The 15,866-nt window shown below is 55.0% G+C and carries 11 protein-coding genes; 1 reads left to right on the top strand and 10 read right to left on the bottom strand.

All coding sequences use genetic code 11. The features are described from left to right. Nucleotides 1-32 precede the first annotated feature (32 nt). Nucleotides 33-3,980: a trifunctional transcriptional regulator/proline dehydrogenase/L-glutamate gamma-semialdehyde dehydrogenase gene (putA, locus tag GVJ63_RS05260; RefSeq protein WP_159226500.1), complete on the top strand. Its 3,948-nt coding sequence runs from the start codon at nt 33-35 to the stop codon at nt 3,978-3,980. 1,241 nt (nt 3,981-5,221) lie between these two features. On the opposite strand, the gene GVJ63_RS05265 is transcribed toward putA, so the two are convergent. The 10 genes from GVJ63_RS05265 to GVJ63_RS05310 all read right to left on the bottom strand — a co-directional run bounded on the left by GVJ63_RS05265 (nt 5,222) and on the right by GVJ63_RS05310 (nt 15,633). Further along, nucleotides 5,222-6,307, bottom strand: coding sequence for an acyltransferase family protein (locus tag GVJ63_RS05265; RefSeq protein ID WP_159226501.1), 1,086 nt, complete (start codon nt 6,305-6,307; stop codon nt 5,222-5,224). Between the two features lie 464 nt (nt 6,308-6,771). Then, complete coding sequence (gene tcyN, locus GVJ63_RS05270; protein ID WP_010247571.1) at nt 6,772-7,524, bottom strand: L-cystine ABC transporter ATP-binding protein TcyN; 753 nt, start codon at nt 7,522-7,524, stop codon at nt 6,772-6,774. Further along, the gene (gene tcyL / locus GVJ63_RS05275) at nt 7,521-8,189 is read right to left on the bottom strand and encodes a cystine ABC transporter permease (RefSeq protein ID WP_003854540.1); all 669 of its coding nucleotides are present in this window, start codon (nt 8,187-8,189) and stop codon (nt 7,521-7,523) included. Before tcyL ends, tcyN begins: the two co-directional genes overlap by 4 nt. Next, the gene (gene tcyJ / locus GVJ63_RS05280; protein WP_064691418.1) at nt 8,189-8,989 is read right to left on the bottom strand and encodes a cystine ABC transporter substrate-binding protein; all 801 of its coding nucleotides are present in this window, start codon (nt 8,987-8,989) and stop codon (nt 8,189-8,191) included. Before tcyJ ends, tcyL begins: the two co-directional genes overlap by 1 nt. Before the next feature lie 113 nt (nt 8,990-9,102). Further along, nucleotides 9,103-10,089 (bottom strand): D-cysteine desulfhydrase, encoded by a 987-nt coding sequence (locus tag GVJ63_RS05285; protein WP_159226502.1) that lies wholly within the window; start codon nt 10,087-10,089, stop codon nt 9,103-9,105. A 218-nt stretch (nt 10,090-10,307) separates the two neighbouring features. After that, entirely contained in the window at nt 10,308-10,811 is a 504-nt protein-coding gene (gene fliZ, locus GVJ63_RS05290; protein WP_010247591.1) for a flagella biosynthesis regulatory protein FliZ, read from the bottom strand. Nucleotides 10,812-10,861: 50 nt separating this feature from the next. Further along, nucleotides 10,862-11,584, bottom strand: a complete 723-nt coding sequence (locus GVJ63_RS05295) for an RNA polymerase sigma factor FliA (protein WP_003854529.1) — start codon at nt 11,582-11,584, stop codon at nt 10,862-10,864. A gap of 144 nt (nt 11,585-11,728) precedes the next feature. Beyond that, nucleotides 11,729-12,697 carry an HNH endonuclease signature motif containing protein gene (locus tag GVJ63_RS05300; protein ID WP_010247595.1) on the bottom strand — a complete coding sequence of 323 codons (969 nt, stop codon included), beginning with the start codon at nt 12,695-12,697 and terminating at the stop codon, nt 11,729-11,731. Nucleotides 12,698-12,985: 288 nt separating this feature from the next. Then, nucleotides 12,986-14,188, bottom strand: coding sequence for a flagellin lysine-N-methylase (gene fliB / locus GVJ63_RS05305; RefSeq protein ID WP_159226503.1), 1,203 nt, complete (start codon nt 14,186-14,188; stop codon nt 12,986-12,988). 161 nt (nt 14,189-14,349) lie between these two features. After that, entirely contained in the window at nt 14,350-15,633 is a 1,284-nt protein-coding gene (locus tag GVJ63_RS05310) for a FliC/FljB family flagellin (protein WP_159226504.1), read from the bottom strand. Nucleotides 15,634-15,866: the final 233 nt, after the last annotated feature.

The following is a 15,866-nucleotide window of genomic DNA, read 5'->3' on the forward strand; positions in this document are numbered from 1 at the left end:
GTATCGAACCACTATCAAGGAGCTCTGGAGTCATGGCTACAACTACCATGGGTGTAAAACTGGATGACGCGACACGCGAGCGCATCAAACTGGCTGCGCAGCGCATCGATCGCACGCCACACTGGCTGATTAAACAGGCGATCTTTAATTACCTGGGCCAGCTGGAAACCGGCGATACCGTGCCGGAGATCCCGCTTTCTGCCCAGGCGGCCGCGGAGTCCGACGACACCCAGCCAGAGGAGACGCACCAGCCGTTCCTTGATTTCGCAGAGCAGATTTTACCTCAGTCCGTGACCCGTTCAGCGGTGACCGCCGCATGGCGTCGTCCGGAGACTGATGCGGTGCCAATGATGCTGGAACAGGCACGTTTACCGGCGGCGATGGCAGAGAAAACCCATCAGCTGGCTTACCAGCTTGCCGACAAGCTGCGGCACCAGAAAGGGGCAACCGGACGCGCGGGCATGGTGCAGAGCCTGCTGCAGGAGTTCTCACTCTCCTCCCATGAAGGTGTGGCGCTAATGTGTCTGGCTGAAGCGCTACTGCGTATTCCCGACAAGCCAACGCGTGATGCGCTAATCCGCGACAAGATCAGCAACGGCAACTGGCAGTCACATCTGGGACGCAGCCCGTCACTGTTTGTCAACGCGGCGACCTGGGGCCTGCTGTTCACCGGCCGTCTGGTCTCGACCCACAACGAGTCGAATCTCTCAAGCTCGCTTAACCGCATTATCGGTAAGGGTGGCGAACCGCTGATCCGCAAAGGCGTGGATATGGCGATGCGTCTGATGGGCGAGCAGTTCGTCACCGGTGAAACCATTGCCGAAGCGCTGGCTAACGCCCGCAAGCTGGAAGAGAAAGGCTTCCGCTACTCCTATGACATGCTGGGCGAAGCGGCCCTGACGGCAGGCGATGCCAAAGCCTATCTGCTCTCTTATCAGCAGGCGATCCATGCCATTGGTAAAGCGTCGAATGGTCGTGGCATCTATGAAGGTCCCGGCATCTCTATCAAGCTCTCAGCACTGCATCCCCGCTACAGCCGGGCGCAATATGAGCGCGTGATGGAAGAGCTCTACCCTATTCTGAAATCGCTGACGCTGCTGGCCCGCTCCTATGACATCGGCATCAACATCGATGCAGAAGAGGCGGACCGGCTGGAACTGTCGCTGGATTTACTGGAGAAACTCTGTTTCGAGCCAGAGCTGGAAGGCTGGAACGGCATAGGTTTTGTGATTCAGGCCTACATGAAACGCTGTCCGTTTGTGATTGATGAGCTGATCGATCTGGCGCAGCGCAGCCGCCGTCGCCTGATGATTCGTCTGGTGAAAGGCGCGTACTGGGACAGCGAAATCAAGCGCGCCCAGATGGAAGGCCTGGAAGGCTATCCGGTCTACACCCGCAAGGTTTACACCGATATCTCTTACCTGGCCTGCGCCCGCAAACTGCTGGCCGTGCCAAGCCTGATCTATCCGCAGTTCGCTACCCATAATGCCCACACCCTGGCGGCGATTTATCAGCTGGCGGGCAACAACTACTATCCCGGTCAGTATGAGTTCCAGTGCCTGCACGGCATGGGCGAACCGCTTTATGAGCAGGTGGTCGGCAAAGTGGCGGACGGCAAGCTTAACCGCCCCTGCCGTATCTATGCGCCGGTCGGTACCCATGAAACCCTGCTGGCCTATCTGGTGCGCCGCCTGTTAGAAAACGGGGCCAACACATCCTTTGTTAACCGCATTGCCGATACCTCGCTGCCGATTGATGAACTGGTGGCCGATCCGGTGAGCGCGGTGGAGAAGCTGGGTGCCAGCGAAGGTGCCATTGGTCTGCCGCATCCGAAAATCCCCCTGCCGCGCGATCTGTATGGCGATAACCGCGTCAACTCTGCGGGTCTGGATATGGCCAACGAACACCGTCTTGCCTCACTCTCCAGCGCCCTGCTGAGCAGCGCCGCACAGCCCTGCCTGGCCGAGCCGATGATCGACGGTGAAGCGGGTGCCGGCGAGTTGCGCGACATTCTGAACCCGGCAGCGCCTGGCGACCGTGTAGGTCAGGTCCGTGAAGCCACAGAGCAGGAAGTTTCTGTGGCGCTGGATGCCGCGGTGAACAGCGGGCCAATCTGGTTTGCCACACCACCGCAGGAGCGTGCCGCCATTCTGGAACGCGCCGCACAGATCATGGAAGGCCAGATGCAGCAGCTGCTTGGCATCCTGGTGCGTGAAGCGGGCAAAACCTACAACAACGCCATCGCGGAAGTGCGCGAAGCGGTTGATTTCCTCTATTACTACGCCGGAATGGTGCGTGACGATTTCGACAACGAAACCCATCGTCCGCTGGGCCCGGTGGTCTGCATCAGTCCATGGAACTTCCCGCTGGCGATCTTTACCGGTCAGATTGCGGCTGCACTGGCAGCGGGCAACAGCGTGCTGGCCAAACCGGCCGAGCAGACACCGCTAATTGCCGCACAGGCGGTTCAGATCCTGCTGGATGCGGGTGTGCCGCCAGGCGTGCTGCAACTGCTGCCTGGCCAGGGTGAAACCGTTGGTGCACAGTTGACCGGTGACGTTCGGGTACGTGGCGTGATGTTTACCGGTTCAACTGCGGTGGCGACACTGCTGCAGCGTAATCTGGCGGGTCGCCTCGACCAGCACGGTCGTCCTGTGCCGCTGATTGCTGAGACCGGCGGGATGAATGCGATGATCGTCGACTCTTCCGCGCTGACTGAGCAGGTGGTGATCGATATCGTCGCCTCTGCCTTCGACAGTGCCGGACAGCGCTGTTCTGCCCTGCGCCTGCTCTGCATTCAGGAAGATGTCGCCGACCATACCCTGAAGATGCTGCGCGGCGCGATGGCCGAGTGCCGCATGGGCAATCAGGAACGCTTTTCGACCGACATCGGTCCGGTCATTGATGCCGAAGCGAAAGCTAATATCGATCGCCATATTCAGGCGATGCGTAATAAAGGCTTCACGGTCTATCAGGCGGTGCAGGAAAACCCGCAGGACAGCAAAGAGTGGAATAGCGGTACCTTTGTTAAACCGACACTAATTGAGCTGGGTCAGGTCAGCGATCTGGATAAAGAGATTTTTGGCCCGGTGCTGCACGTGGTGCGTTTCACCCGCAATAACCTGCCGCAGCTGGTTGAGCAGATCAATGCGTCCGGCTATGGTCTGACGCTGGGCGTACATACCCGCATCGACGAAACGATTGCACAGGTCACGGCGAACGCCCGAGTCGGCAATCTCTACGTCAACCGCAATATGGTGGGCGCGGTGGTCGGCGTACAGCCGTTTGGTGGCGAGGGCTTATCCGGTACCGGTCCGAAAGCGGGCGGTCCGCTCTATCTTTACCGCTTGCTGGCGCATCGTCCGGATAGTGCGCTGCGTCTGACTTTTGATCGTCAGGATGCAGAACGCCCGGCGGACAGCACGCTGCGTCAGTCACTGCTGGCACCGCATCTGGCACTCAGCAACTGGGCTAAGGATAAGCCTGAACTGGCTGAACTCTGCCAGCACTATGGCGATCTGGCGCAGGCGGGCGTGGTCCGTCTGCTGCCTGGCCCGACAGGCGAACGCAATACTTTCTCACTGTTGCCGCGTGATCAGGTGCTCTGTCTGGCTGATAACGAGCAGGATGCGTTAATCCAGCTGGCCGCGGTGACCAGCGTCGGCAGTAAAGCATTGTGGCAGGATGATGAGCTGCATCGCGCGCTGCTGGCCTCGCTGCCGGATGCAGTGAAAGCGCGCATCACGCTGGCGCGTGACCCGTTAGCGGCAGAGTTTGATGCGGTGATCTATCACGGTGATGCGGATCAGCTGCGTACCCTGTGTGAACAGATTGCCGCACGTGAAGGCGCGATTGTGTCGGTGCAGGGCTTTGCCCGCGGCGAGACCAATCTGCTGCTGGAGCGTCTGCTGATTGAGCGTTCGCTGAGTGTGAATACCGCTGCGGCAGGCGGTAATGCGAGCCTGATGACCATAGGGTAAGGGCGTTCGCAGGGATTGTTCGCTGCGCGAACGGAACGGGGCTGGGGTGCGGTGCTGAAGCTGGAGTTGTTCGCTGCGCGAACGGGCTGAGGTGCGGTGCTGGAGCTGGAGCTGGAGTTGTTCGCTGCGCGAACGGGCTATGAGAAGGTTTCGTTCGCCTGGTAAGCCAGGTAGTTTCAGATTCGCCTCTGCAGGCGACCGACAAGGGGGCGCCAGTCGCCGCGCCCCCTTGACCCCGGGCTCCGGCCTGCTTCACCGCCGCTTCGCGGTTCCTTCGCTACTTCAGGATTTCTCACGGACCAGCGGGACGCGCCATCCCTGGCGCGAACCCGCCTCTTCGCGACATCCCTGTCGCTCGTCCTGAAATCCCTCATCCGCTCAGCGGTTCTGACGGCCTCCCCACCCCCTCGCTGTTATCTTTTCTTTTTATGTTGGGTTCGCTGTCGCTGTAACTTTGGGAATTGCCTCTGACTTTTGGCTCAGCAGACCGAATGTTATTCAACCTACCCGCTGTTATCTCTTCTTGTTATGTCGGGAACTTTATCGCTGTGGTTTTTTTGGATTGCCTCTGAATTTTTGCTCAGCAGACCGAATGGCATTCAACCCGCCCGCTGTTATCTCTGCTTTTTATGTTGAGTGCTTTATCGCTGTAATTTTTTGGGATTGCCTCTGAATTTTTGCTCAGCAGACAGAATGTTATTCAACCCACCCGCTGTTATCTCTGCTTTTTATGTTGAGTGCTTTATCGCTGTGGTTTTCTGGGATTGCCTCTGACTTTCGGCTCAGCATACAGAATGGCATTCAACCCTAACCGCTGTTATCTCGTTTTCAGGTCACTAAGAGTGTTGCGGTGAGATTCCGGAATTGAGACTGGCTTTCGGGTCACCAGACAACGCTGCACTAAAGAAAACACAAAGAAATCACCGGCAGGGGTTTACCAGAGGCGTCCGAAGCGCTAAGGAACAACCGGAGGCCAGGATGAGCCGACAGGACGTCGGCGAAAGGACGGCACGAGCCAGGGATGGCGAGTCCGGACGGTCCGTCGGCCGCAGGGCGTGACGAAGGCACCCCGCACAGCGGGGCGCGCAGGCAGCCGGACGCCGGGATTGTTAAGGGGCGGGCGTCCGCCCCTTGACGCGTCCGCCTGCTCAGGCAACCTGAAACTCCTCATCGCCTGGCGGGCGAAACCCGCTCAGTGCAAGCCCGCTGCAAAGCGTAACTTCCCCGCTGCTAAGCGTAACTTACCCACCGCTCGCGCCGCCAGGCGCCCTTTTCATTAACGTCGGGAACACAAATAGCGACTGCCCCACTCCGCGATTTGTCAGCGACCAGATTGCCACTGAACAGAGCGAGCAGAGACCCACGATAGCCACCGGATAGAAACAGGCCCAGAGAAACGAAAACCACGCCTGCTCGAACAGATGATGCCGCTGCGCGAACAGAATCGCAGACATACCAAAAAACTCGATAAAAATACGGTGGATGACATAAATTTGCAGCGTATTGCGGCCAACCCAGTTGAGATAACGCATGCTGAAGTGCTGATTCAGCCAGCGACAGGCCGCGATACTGAATAACACCGCCAGTACACACAGGAACAGACTCTTATCCAGACCGAATAGCACATGAATCCCGGCGGCTGCCGCCAGAAGCGCCCAGGGCATCAGATTCTCACGCCGCCATTCACTCAGGCGCAGCATCGTCTGGCTCCAGAATGCCCCTAACAGGAAGAACACAAAATATTGGGCCAGGCTCTGTGGTCCCCAGAACGGGATCACTTTTTCTGCCGCCAGATAATTCAGCAGGATCGCCACCGCCACCAGGGCCAGCTTATATTGACGGAAAACTTTAGCACAGAGGAAATAGAGCCCCAGCCCATACAGATACCACGAGGTACTCATGGCCATAAAGGTCAGCTTGAGAAACTCGACTAGCGAACCCGCATAGGCGGCATTAAGATTCTGCGAAATACGCTGGCCGGTAATTTCAGTGGAGATACCGATAATTGACCACCACTGAATAAACCCCCACAGAATATAGAGATAAAAAAGATTGGTGATGCGACTGGTAAATACCTGCTTCCAGGGCCGATTCAGAATGCCATTGGTCGCCAGTAATCCCGAGACAAAGAAAAAGGCGGGCATACGCAGCGGCGACAGTACCGTATTAAACTGTATCCATATTTCGGCGGGGATCCATCCGGCAGAGAGATATTTCATCGTCCCTTCAAAGCCGGGTAAAACTGTGTGGTACAGGACCACCAGTAATATGCAGGCGCCCTTCAGGGTATCGACCCACAATATCTGATCTGACTTAGTCTGGTTCATTCAATGACTCCTGCTGTGTAGGTCAGAATGCTGGAAAGTAAAAGCGAGGAAATCAGTATTGCTTTTATGATTATCCGGCAATTATTCGCCATTGAACCGGTGATGAATGTAGCGAAACTCTTAAAAGCCGCTGCGTGGCCCTGTTACCACAGTTATTTACTCAGCAGAACGTTTCCTTACACTTATTAATATCGACGCAATGCGCTAATTAGCAGTGCCGCAGCCAGCTTAAAGGATAATATTGCTTCATAATTCAGAGAATATAATTAAGAGAAAGTGGCAACGGGAAAAGCCAATATATCCCCGATGAAAAGAAAAGATTTGTCAGATGTGCCAAAAGGTTTAACAGCGGCAGAGTTATTTATGATACTGCGCCTGCTAATAGCGTGACCATAGCCATTTGCAGCTTAAAAAATGAGGGTTTTAAACAGGTTAAAACTGCCTTCCTGGGAAGGCAGTGTGGATTACTGATTCAGAAATTTATCAAGGAACTGACGGGTGCGCGGCTGCTGAGGGTTACTGAACAACGCTTTCGCTTCGCCCTGCTCCACAATCCGCCCCTGATCCATAAAAATGGCGCGGTCAGCCACATCGCGGGCAAAGCTCATCTCATGCGTGACGATGACCATGGTGCGTTTCTCTTCGGCCAGCGCGCGAATGGTGCTGAGCACCTCGCCCACCAGCTCCGGATCCAGCGCCGAGGTCGGTTCATCAAACAGGATCACTTCCGGCCGCATCGCCAGCGCACGCGCAATCGCCACGCGCTGTTGCTGCCCGCCCGACAGACGGCGCGGATAGCTCTCTTCTTTGCCGTGCAGCCCGACCTTCTCCAGCAGCGTGCGGGCGCGGGCTACCGCATCCGCTTTCGCTTCGCCTTTGACGATAACCGGCCCTTCAATAATGTTCTCCATCACCGAACGATGCGGAAACAGATTGAAGTTCTGGAAGACAAACCCGACCTGCTGACGCAGACGACGCACCTGCTCTTTCTGCTTACTCTGTGCCAGCGCCGCATCAACAGTAATCTCTCCAACGCGGATGGTGCCGCTATCCGGCACTTCCAGCAGATTGATACTGCGCAGCAGCGTGGTTTTACCTGATCCGCTGGGGCCGATAATGGCCACCACTTCACCGGCGGCCACATCAAGGTCGATGTCGTGCAGCACCGTCTGGCCGTTAAAAGACTTCACCAGCTTTCTGACTTCGATGGCGCTCATTTCGACTCCGAATCCTGACGATTAACATGCTGTTCCAGCCGGTTCTGCAACGCAGATAACACCGTTGCCATCACCCAGTAGATCAGCGAGGCTGCCAGATACATGGTAAAGACTTCCAGCGTGCGTGAGGTGATCAACTGCGCCTGACGGAACAGCTCCGGTACCTGAATGGTCGCCGCCAGCGAGGTATCTTTTACCAGGCTGATAAAGCTGTTGCCCAGCGGAGGCAGCGCGGTGCGGGCTGCCTGTGGCAGGATCACCCGGCGCAGGGTTTGCCAGCGCGTCATGCCGATACTTGCCGCCGCTTCCCACTGCCCGCGCTCAATCGATGAAATCGCGCCACGCAGTGACTCTGAGGCATAGGCTGCGGTATTCAGGGAAAGACCAATCATCGCAGAGGGGATCGGATCCAGTTCAATGCCAAACTGCGGCAGGCCGTAATAGATCATAAACAGCTGGGCGATCAGCGGCGTGCCACGAAAGATCGAGACATAGATTCGTGCCAGCCAGCGAACCGGCCAGAAGCGCGACAGACGCATCAGCGCCAGAATAAAGCCCAGCAGCAGGCCAAAGAACATGCCGCCGATGCTGAGCTGCAGCGTAAACAGCGCGCCTTTTAATAAAAAAGGTGCTGAATCCAGCACCAGTTGAAGACTTTCCTGCATTATTTCGTCACGTCCGCGCCAAACCATTTCTGAGACAGCTTGCTCAGCGAGCCATCTTTCTGCATTTCAGCAATGGCCTGATCGATCGCTTTCAGCAGGTCTTCGTTGCCTTTACGTACCGCCACGCCCGATTCCTGACGGGAGAACGCATCACCCGCGACCGCCATGGTATCGCCCGTTTTCTTCACCAGATCCAGCGCAGCCAGACGGTCAACCAGAATGGCATTCAGACGGCCAGAACGCAGATCCTGATATTTCGTCGGGTCATCATCATAGGTACGGATGTCCACGCCCTTCACATTCTCACGCAGCCACTGCTCGTAGTTGGTGCCCAGACCGACGCCCACTTTTTTACCGGCCAGGTCAGCAGGTTTGGTGATGGTGTTCGCATTGGCTTTCATGGTCAGCGCCTGAATGCCGGAGACCGTGTATGGCGTGGAGAAGTCATACTTTTTCTTACGCTCATCAGAGATGGTGACCTGGTTGATGACCACATCGATGCGCTTCGCGTCGAGTGAGGCCAGCATGCCGTCCCACTTGGTCGGTTTCAGGCTCGCCTTGACGCCCATGTGCTGTGCCAGCTGTTCCGCGAATTCCACTTCAAAGCCGGTCAGCTTGCCCTTTTCATCCTGGAAGCTGAATGGCGGATAGGTGCCTTCCAGACCCACCAGCAGCGTGCCGCGCTCTTTAATTTTGTTCAGCAGATTTTCCGCTGCAAAGGTTTTAACGTTGACGCCAGCAATCAGCGCCACGGCCATGACGCCCATCATCATCTGACGACCTGCACGAGAAAAGGACATATTCACCCCATTATTGACAGTATTGTGTGTGTGTTCTTATAAGGGCAGCACGGCTTGTCGCTGCCAGTCCAGTAGGATAACCCACGGAGTATAAACTGTTTTATTCGCTTGTCTCAGACCGAAGGATGATAAGCAAATAACGCCGGTGCGCCGCCCGTATGAATAAACAGCAACGGACCTTCACGGCGGAAACGATTCTGGCTGACGCCATCCAGCAGTCCGGCCATCGCCTTGCCGGTGTAGACCGGGTCCAGCAGGATCCCTTCCAGCCGAGCCAGCAGTTTCACCGCAGCCATGCCTTCATCATTGGGTTCGCCGTAGCGCGGCGCAAAGTAGTCATCCCACAGGGTAATCGGTGCCTTAGCCTGCACTTCCAGCGTCTCCGCCAGCGACTGACGCAGCCGCTCCACCAGCGGCAACTGCGCCTCAACCTGGCGTGAAACGGTGACGCCCACCAGCTCGGCCTCCGGCAGCAGATGCTCCAGACCCACCGCCAGACCGGCATGGGTGCCGGCACTGCCCGAGGCCACGACCACGGCGGCGAAATCGACCACGCCTTCGCTCTGATGAGCAATCTCCTGCGCGCACTCTACATAGCCTAGTGCACCCAGCGCATTTGAGCCGCCGACCGGCACGATGTAAGGACGATAACCCTGGGCTTCCAGACGCGTGGCCTGTTCAGCCAGCTGTTCCGCAGGGTTATTCAGCGCATCCACCATGATCACTTCAGCGTCCATCAGATCCAGTAACAGACGGTTGCCGTTGCTCAGGTAATTTTCAGCGTGGGTGCCAATCGGGTTTTCCAGCAATGCCACGCACTTCAGGCCAAGCCGGGCCGCGACTGCCGCCGTCTGACGCACATGATTGGACTGGATTGCGCCCGCGGTCAGCAGCACATCGGCGCCTTCACGCAGCGCGTCCGCCGCCAGAAATTCCAGCTTGCGCAGCTTATTGCCGCCCATCGCCACCGGCGTGAAATCATCGCGTTTAATAAAAATATCGCGACCCAGATAGTCAGAGAGCCGAGGCAGATGTTCTAACGGCGTGGGTGCGCCCAGCAGTTCAAGACGCGGGAATTGGTGTAACAGATGTAAAGACAATGCTGCCTCCGTTCGGGCATTCAATTTATCCTTACAGTGTTGCAGAAGATGCGAAAAGGATCACCCTGATTCAGGTGTCAGCAGATGCGGTGAGACAGATGCATAATGGAAGATGCAGGAGAAAGAAGCGCCGTGCTCCCCCTTCCCTTTTACCCGGCTGGCGGGCAAAAGGGGAACGTGCCGCAGGCACGCGGGGGAGCAATCGTTGCAGATCAGGGTTAACCCTGCTGCCAGCCTAAGAACTGATCGTACTTGCGCAGCGCGATGCGGTAATTGTTATTACCGGCATCGGGCAGATCGCTTTCCAGACACTGATGCCAGCTATTTCCCTGAAGCCTGTCGGCCGGGAAATTTCTGGCTTTCAGCATCTCATCCAGACGACGCAGCCGCACCACATATTCACGAATCGTGCTGGGGCTCATCTCTGTCTGTTCAAACAGATACTGTTTAAACGCCATTATGTCGAAGTAATTAGGATGGGTATTACAAAAAATATCACTGCAAAAACGACAAAGCGCGGTCAGTTCGGGCTGAAGTTTCAGCCACAGCTGCTCATCAATCATCTGGTCCATCCGAGCGATGGCCTCTTTATTGATGATCTGGCCACGAAAAACGAGCGCCATTCGATCTAATACCTTGCCACAGTGTGAACAGTTGCTCTGGCTGTGTTTATAGTCTTTAAGATAACGACTTAACGGTCTGGCCTTGGTCTTGGCTCCCATTACTGAGTCCCCGGTTTTTTATAATTTTGAATCGCCAGGAACTGATACTGCTAGCGCGCTCCCGCAAGTCGGGCACGCAGGCGTTTAATCGCCTGACTGTGCAGCTGGCTGACACGGGATTCACCCACATCAAGCACCGCCCCAATCTCTTTCAGGTTCAGTTCTTCCTGGTAGTACAGTGTCAGCACCATCTTTTCACGATCGGGTAATGCTTCGATCGCTTCAATGACGCGCTCACGCAGACTCCCTTCAAGCAACTGATGAAGCGGATTAGCCTCTTCATGGCCTTCCGTCACCAGCTCCGCGCTGTCGCCGTGCTCTTCCCGATACTCGTCGTAGGAGAAAAGTTGACTGTTGTTGGTGTCCAGCAGGATCTGCCGGTACTCCTCCATGGAAACATTCAGCTGCTGCGCCACTTCCTGCTCAGAGGCAGAACGCCCCAGCGACTGTTCCACTCTGTGCATTGCTCCGGCCACCTCGCGTGCATTACGACGCACACTGCGCGGTGCCCAGTCCCGACTACGAAGCTCGTCGAGCATGGCGCCACGAATACGCTGCACGGCATAGGTGGTAAAGGCTGTACCCTGGAGCGCGTCATAACGCTCTACGGCATTTAACAGCCCTATCCCACCCGCCTGCAGCAAGTCGTCAAGCTCAACACTGGCCGGCAGGCGAACCTGCAGACGCAACGCTTCATGGCGCACCAGCGGCACGTAGCGCTGCCAGAGCGAATGCTTGTCCATCACGCCTTCGGCGGTATAGAAATCGTTCACGTTGACTACCCTGCGTTAATGAAGTTATCGGCATGATTATCCAATTCTGTAGCGTTTTCGATTGGCTGAATAGGCGGGGTAAAACGAGGCTATTTCATTTTTGTTACGTCAGAGTGCAGATCCTTCTGCACTCTTCAGAGAAGATTAACGACGGGCGCGCAGCCGTTGCCGGGTGGCGGGCGGCACTGCAGCCCACAGGCTGCAGACGCGACCCTCGAGTTCCTGATACCAGGGCGCAAGATGCTGTTGCGCCTCTTCGCCGGGATGCACCAGAATCTCGCCCGATTCACCATCAATGCTAATCAGTCGGTTAATAAACAGCCGCTGCAAATCACTGCGTAAAAACAGGCCGTTATCGATGCTGTTATCTGCCAGGACACCATCATCACCCTCCTGCGTGTCGATATGACAGGCTTCCACCCAGGGCCAGTTGTGCCGTTCGGTCAGCTCGGTGCCGGTCATCACACAGGCGCCGTAGCGGGCTTTGACACCGGCGCTGAATTCCGCCTGGCTGGCGCGCTGCAGCACCCGGGCTTTGACACGACGCCCGACTTCCGTTCCCGGCATCACCGCCGCCGGGACTTTGTGCTGCGGCGTACTCAGCACCACGATGAACTGAATGCGCTGCGACTGCGGAAAACAGGGATCCGCCTGTGGATTGAAGAGCTGCCAGTAAGCGTCTTCATCATCCTGATGCATCAGCACCAGTTTGTAGCCGCGACTGTTCAGCAGATTCTGTGCCGTGGCGGATTGCGGATCGATCATCGCGAAGACCTGGCTGCTGCCCATCACCTTCCACAGGTTGTCGCGCTTTTCGCTATCGCTGCGACGGAAATAGAGGAAGGAGAGATTCTGCTTAAGATAGTGCTCAAAGCGACGCAGGTAATTTTTACGTTCGTTGTCATGGGAGATGAACAGCAGATCCTCCAGCGGGCTGTTGCTCTCTTCCTGCGCGAACACCGCGCGGATTTTCAGCGTGCGCAGCCCGGTTGACGGACTCAGCAAGGCGCGCGCCGTCAGCTCTTTATCATCAGGGTATTGCAGAGCATAACGCCGGGCGATCTCTTCAAAGGTCAGCCGCTCACCCGGTAACAGGTCATAATTGAAGCGCATAGACACTCCACAAAGTTAAAATCAAAAATGATGTTGTTCTGTGAGGAGTTATCGGCAGTCTGGAGGGGAACTGTAACGGGTTGCAGGTTACAGGGATGAAAGACAGCGAACCTGCACCTTTGCGGTCAGGTTTTGGAAAAATGTTGCTTTACTACTCTCGCGTGCGTAGGCCCTGGCGTGCTGGCTTAAAATAGACCCGCACGCCCGCGCTTTCAGACGTCAGCAGAGGCAAATCCCTGGGCAGGGACAGGCGGATGCGGCATATACCTGAAGCGCCGCCATCCGGGATTATTTCAGCAGGTAAATCAGCGATAGATCGTCATTGACCTTAACTTTGTTAATCTCAGCCAGAAACGCACTTACCGATTGTGAACTGTGTTTTGTTATGGAGTGGTAGCTATAAATAATATTGATAATATCCTCTTCATCAATGGTTCCCACTAGCTCAACACTGGCGGCTATCAGTGACTTCAACTGGAACCATTCTGCTGTCAAAAGATACAAACTCAGTAACGGGCTGCGGGTTTCGTCATTAGGGAAAAATTCATCATAGATACGGTACTGAATATAATTGTTCATTATCCACGGACGATCAGCCAGCCAGGGCATAACCTGCTTCTGCCAGACGTTGTCGAGCCGGATCATCGACTGGCTGACGTCATCGGTTTTAGCCCCTTCCGACAAGATATAAATCAGCTTATTCAGATAGTGATCCAGAGTGGGAAAGGCACGCCTGTATGTCTTTCCGCCGAACCAGGTCTGCAATCTCAACAGTAAAGACCATTGCAGATTATGGTCAGGCTTAATCTGGTCGAGCTGCTGTCTGATATGGCCCTGTGCCAGATTATCGAGCACGTCAGAAAAATGAAGCTCCATCTTTTCCAGCCAATCCTCGTTGGGGCTGACTCTTTCGGCCGCCAGCAAAAAGGTGGTCAGCGCGTAAAAAGCTTCATCCAGCTTCTCACCGCTCATTTTAACAATATTGAGACACATCAGATTCAGCAGCTTCTTATGCTGATTGAGATCTTTGGCTTTATTGGCTTCTGGCTGAGTCTGAAGGGTCTGTTCGAAGAGCATGGCATCGGGTGAAGCTAATAACTTCCGGGTTGCTTCCGGGCAGGAGAGCACCAGCGTCTTTTGCTGCTCATATTTAAACGTTCTGGCCGCTCTGGGATAAGTGGCGCAGGTATGGCTCAGGGCAGCTGCGCCCAGGTTTGAGTGCACTTTGCATAGGAGATCTTCATCCATAAAAGCACAGTTGCCAGAGGCATTCAGCTTCATGATGCCCCAGTTGGCGACGCTTTTTCCGGTAATGACGATGTTTTCGGTCGCCAGAGTTTTTATTTCAATCTGTGAGGATTTTAAATAGCGCTTAACCGTGGGCTTATCCAGCGTGATATCCCAGCCTTTGCAGCAATGATCACGACACTCACTGCCAATACATTGAAAAGCAGTGACAAACAGCGGTTCCACAACAGTAATATTTTTCATTATTTACCTGCTCAACCAGGGTGCTTAAAAGCATGAGGGGTTAATGTCAGGATAAATGAAAGCGAGGAGAGTGATTGGCAGAGAAAGGATTAAAAACCAGGCTAATCGTACGCATAAAAAAACCCCGCCGAGGCGGGGTTTTGAATGTGGGTCGAAGGCGATTAGCCCTGCAGCAGAGACAGAACCTGCTGTGGAACCTGGTTAGCTTTAGACAATACTGAGTTACCAGCCTGCTGCACGATCTGCGCTTTAGACATGTTGGAAACTTCAGTTGCGTAGTCAGCATCCTGAATACGAGACTGTGCTGCAGACAGGTTAGTCGTGGTGTTGTTCAGGTTAGTTACCGCTGAGTTCAGACGGTTCTGTACTGCACCCAGGCTTGAACGGAAGTTATCAACAGATGCGATAGCCTTGTCCAGCAGTGCCAGTGGGTTAGCGGTAGCTGAACCGGTGTGCACGTTGGTGTTGGTCGCAGAAGCGATGTCGCCAATGTTGCTTGCTACAGCAGTAGTACCAGTTGCGCCACCATTAACGATAGCACCCGCTGCGGTGTTGTAGTCTTTGCCCTGAACAGTCACATAACCCTGTGCTGCGCCAGTTGCATCGCCGCCAACTTTAACGAACTGACCAGACATAGTACCAGCAGTAACGCCGTTAGCTGAGTCGGTGTAAGAAACGTCAGTGGTGTTCAGTGCAACTTTACCGGTTGTATCGTCAACAGATACTGCATAGTTGTCGCTGCCTGAAGAAACAACGTAAGTTGAAGTTGCTGCGCCAGCTGAAGTCTGTACGTTTTTCAGTGACAGTGAGCTTGCGTCTACTTTCAGCGCAGTGGCAACAGCTGACAGGTCAACGTTTTTCAGTGAACCGCTTGCGCCAACCTGAGTGATTGCATCGCTGGTTTTCAGTGCGTTTTTAGAGACGCCGAAACCTGACAGGCCCAGAGTAGAAGAGTCAATCTTCTTCAGGTCGATGTTGATGGTTTCGCCGTCGTTTGCGCCAACCTGAATTTTCATTGCGCCGTCTTTAGCCAGCACGTTCACGCCGTTGAACTGAGTCTGACCAGATACGCGGTCGATTTCGCTCAGACGTGATTTGATTTCGTCCTGGATTGAACCGAGGTCGGAATCAGAGTTGGTGCCGTTCTGAGACTGTACAGTCAGCTCACGAACACGCTGTAAGTTGTTGTTGATTTCTGACAGCGCGCCTTCAGTAGTCTGCGCAGCAGAGATACCGTCGTTAGCGTTACGAGCAGCCTGAGTCAGGCCCTTGATGTTAGAGGTGAAACGGTTGGCAATTGCCTGACCAGCAGCGTCATCTTTCGCGCTGTTGATACGTAAACCAGAAGACAGACGCTCCATTGAAGTAGACAGAGCTGACTGGTTCTTGTTGATGTTGTTCTGAGTGATCAGCGAGAGGCTGTTGGTATTAATGACTTGGGCCATGATGAATTTTCCTGTTAATCAAGTCTTTCGGTTAAGGTGTGGGCTTCAACCCGCCGGCTTCAGCGCCGTCAAAGTTGTTATCGTCTGCCGTTTAACAACCTTTAGAATTTTTTTAGTACCAGGCGAATTTTTCTGCTTCAACCTGTCACGTTTTAAGTTATCGCCACCCGTCCGAACTTCTTTAGCGTTAATTCATTAATTTTCTAGCCGCTGAATTACCCTTCTCTATAGTG

It is taken from the genome of Pantoea sp. 18059, assembly GCF_902706165.1.
Classification (GTDB): domain Bacteria; phylum Pseudomonadota; class Gammaproteobacteria; order Enterobacterales; family Enterobacteriaceae; genus Pantoea; species Pantoea agglomerans.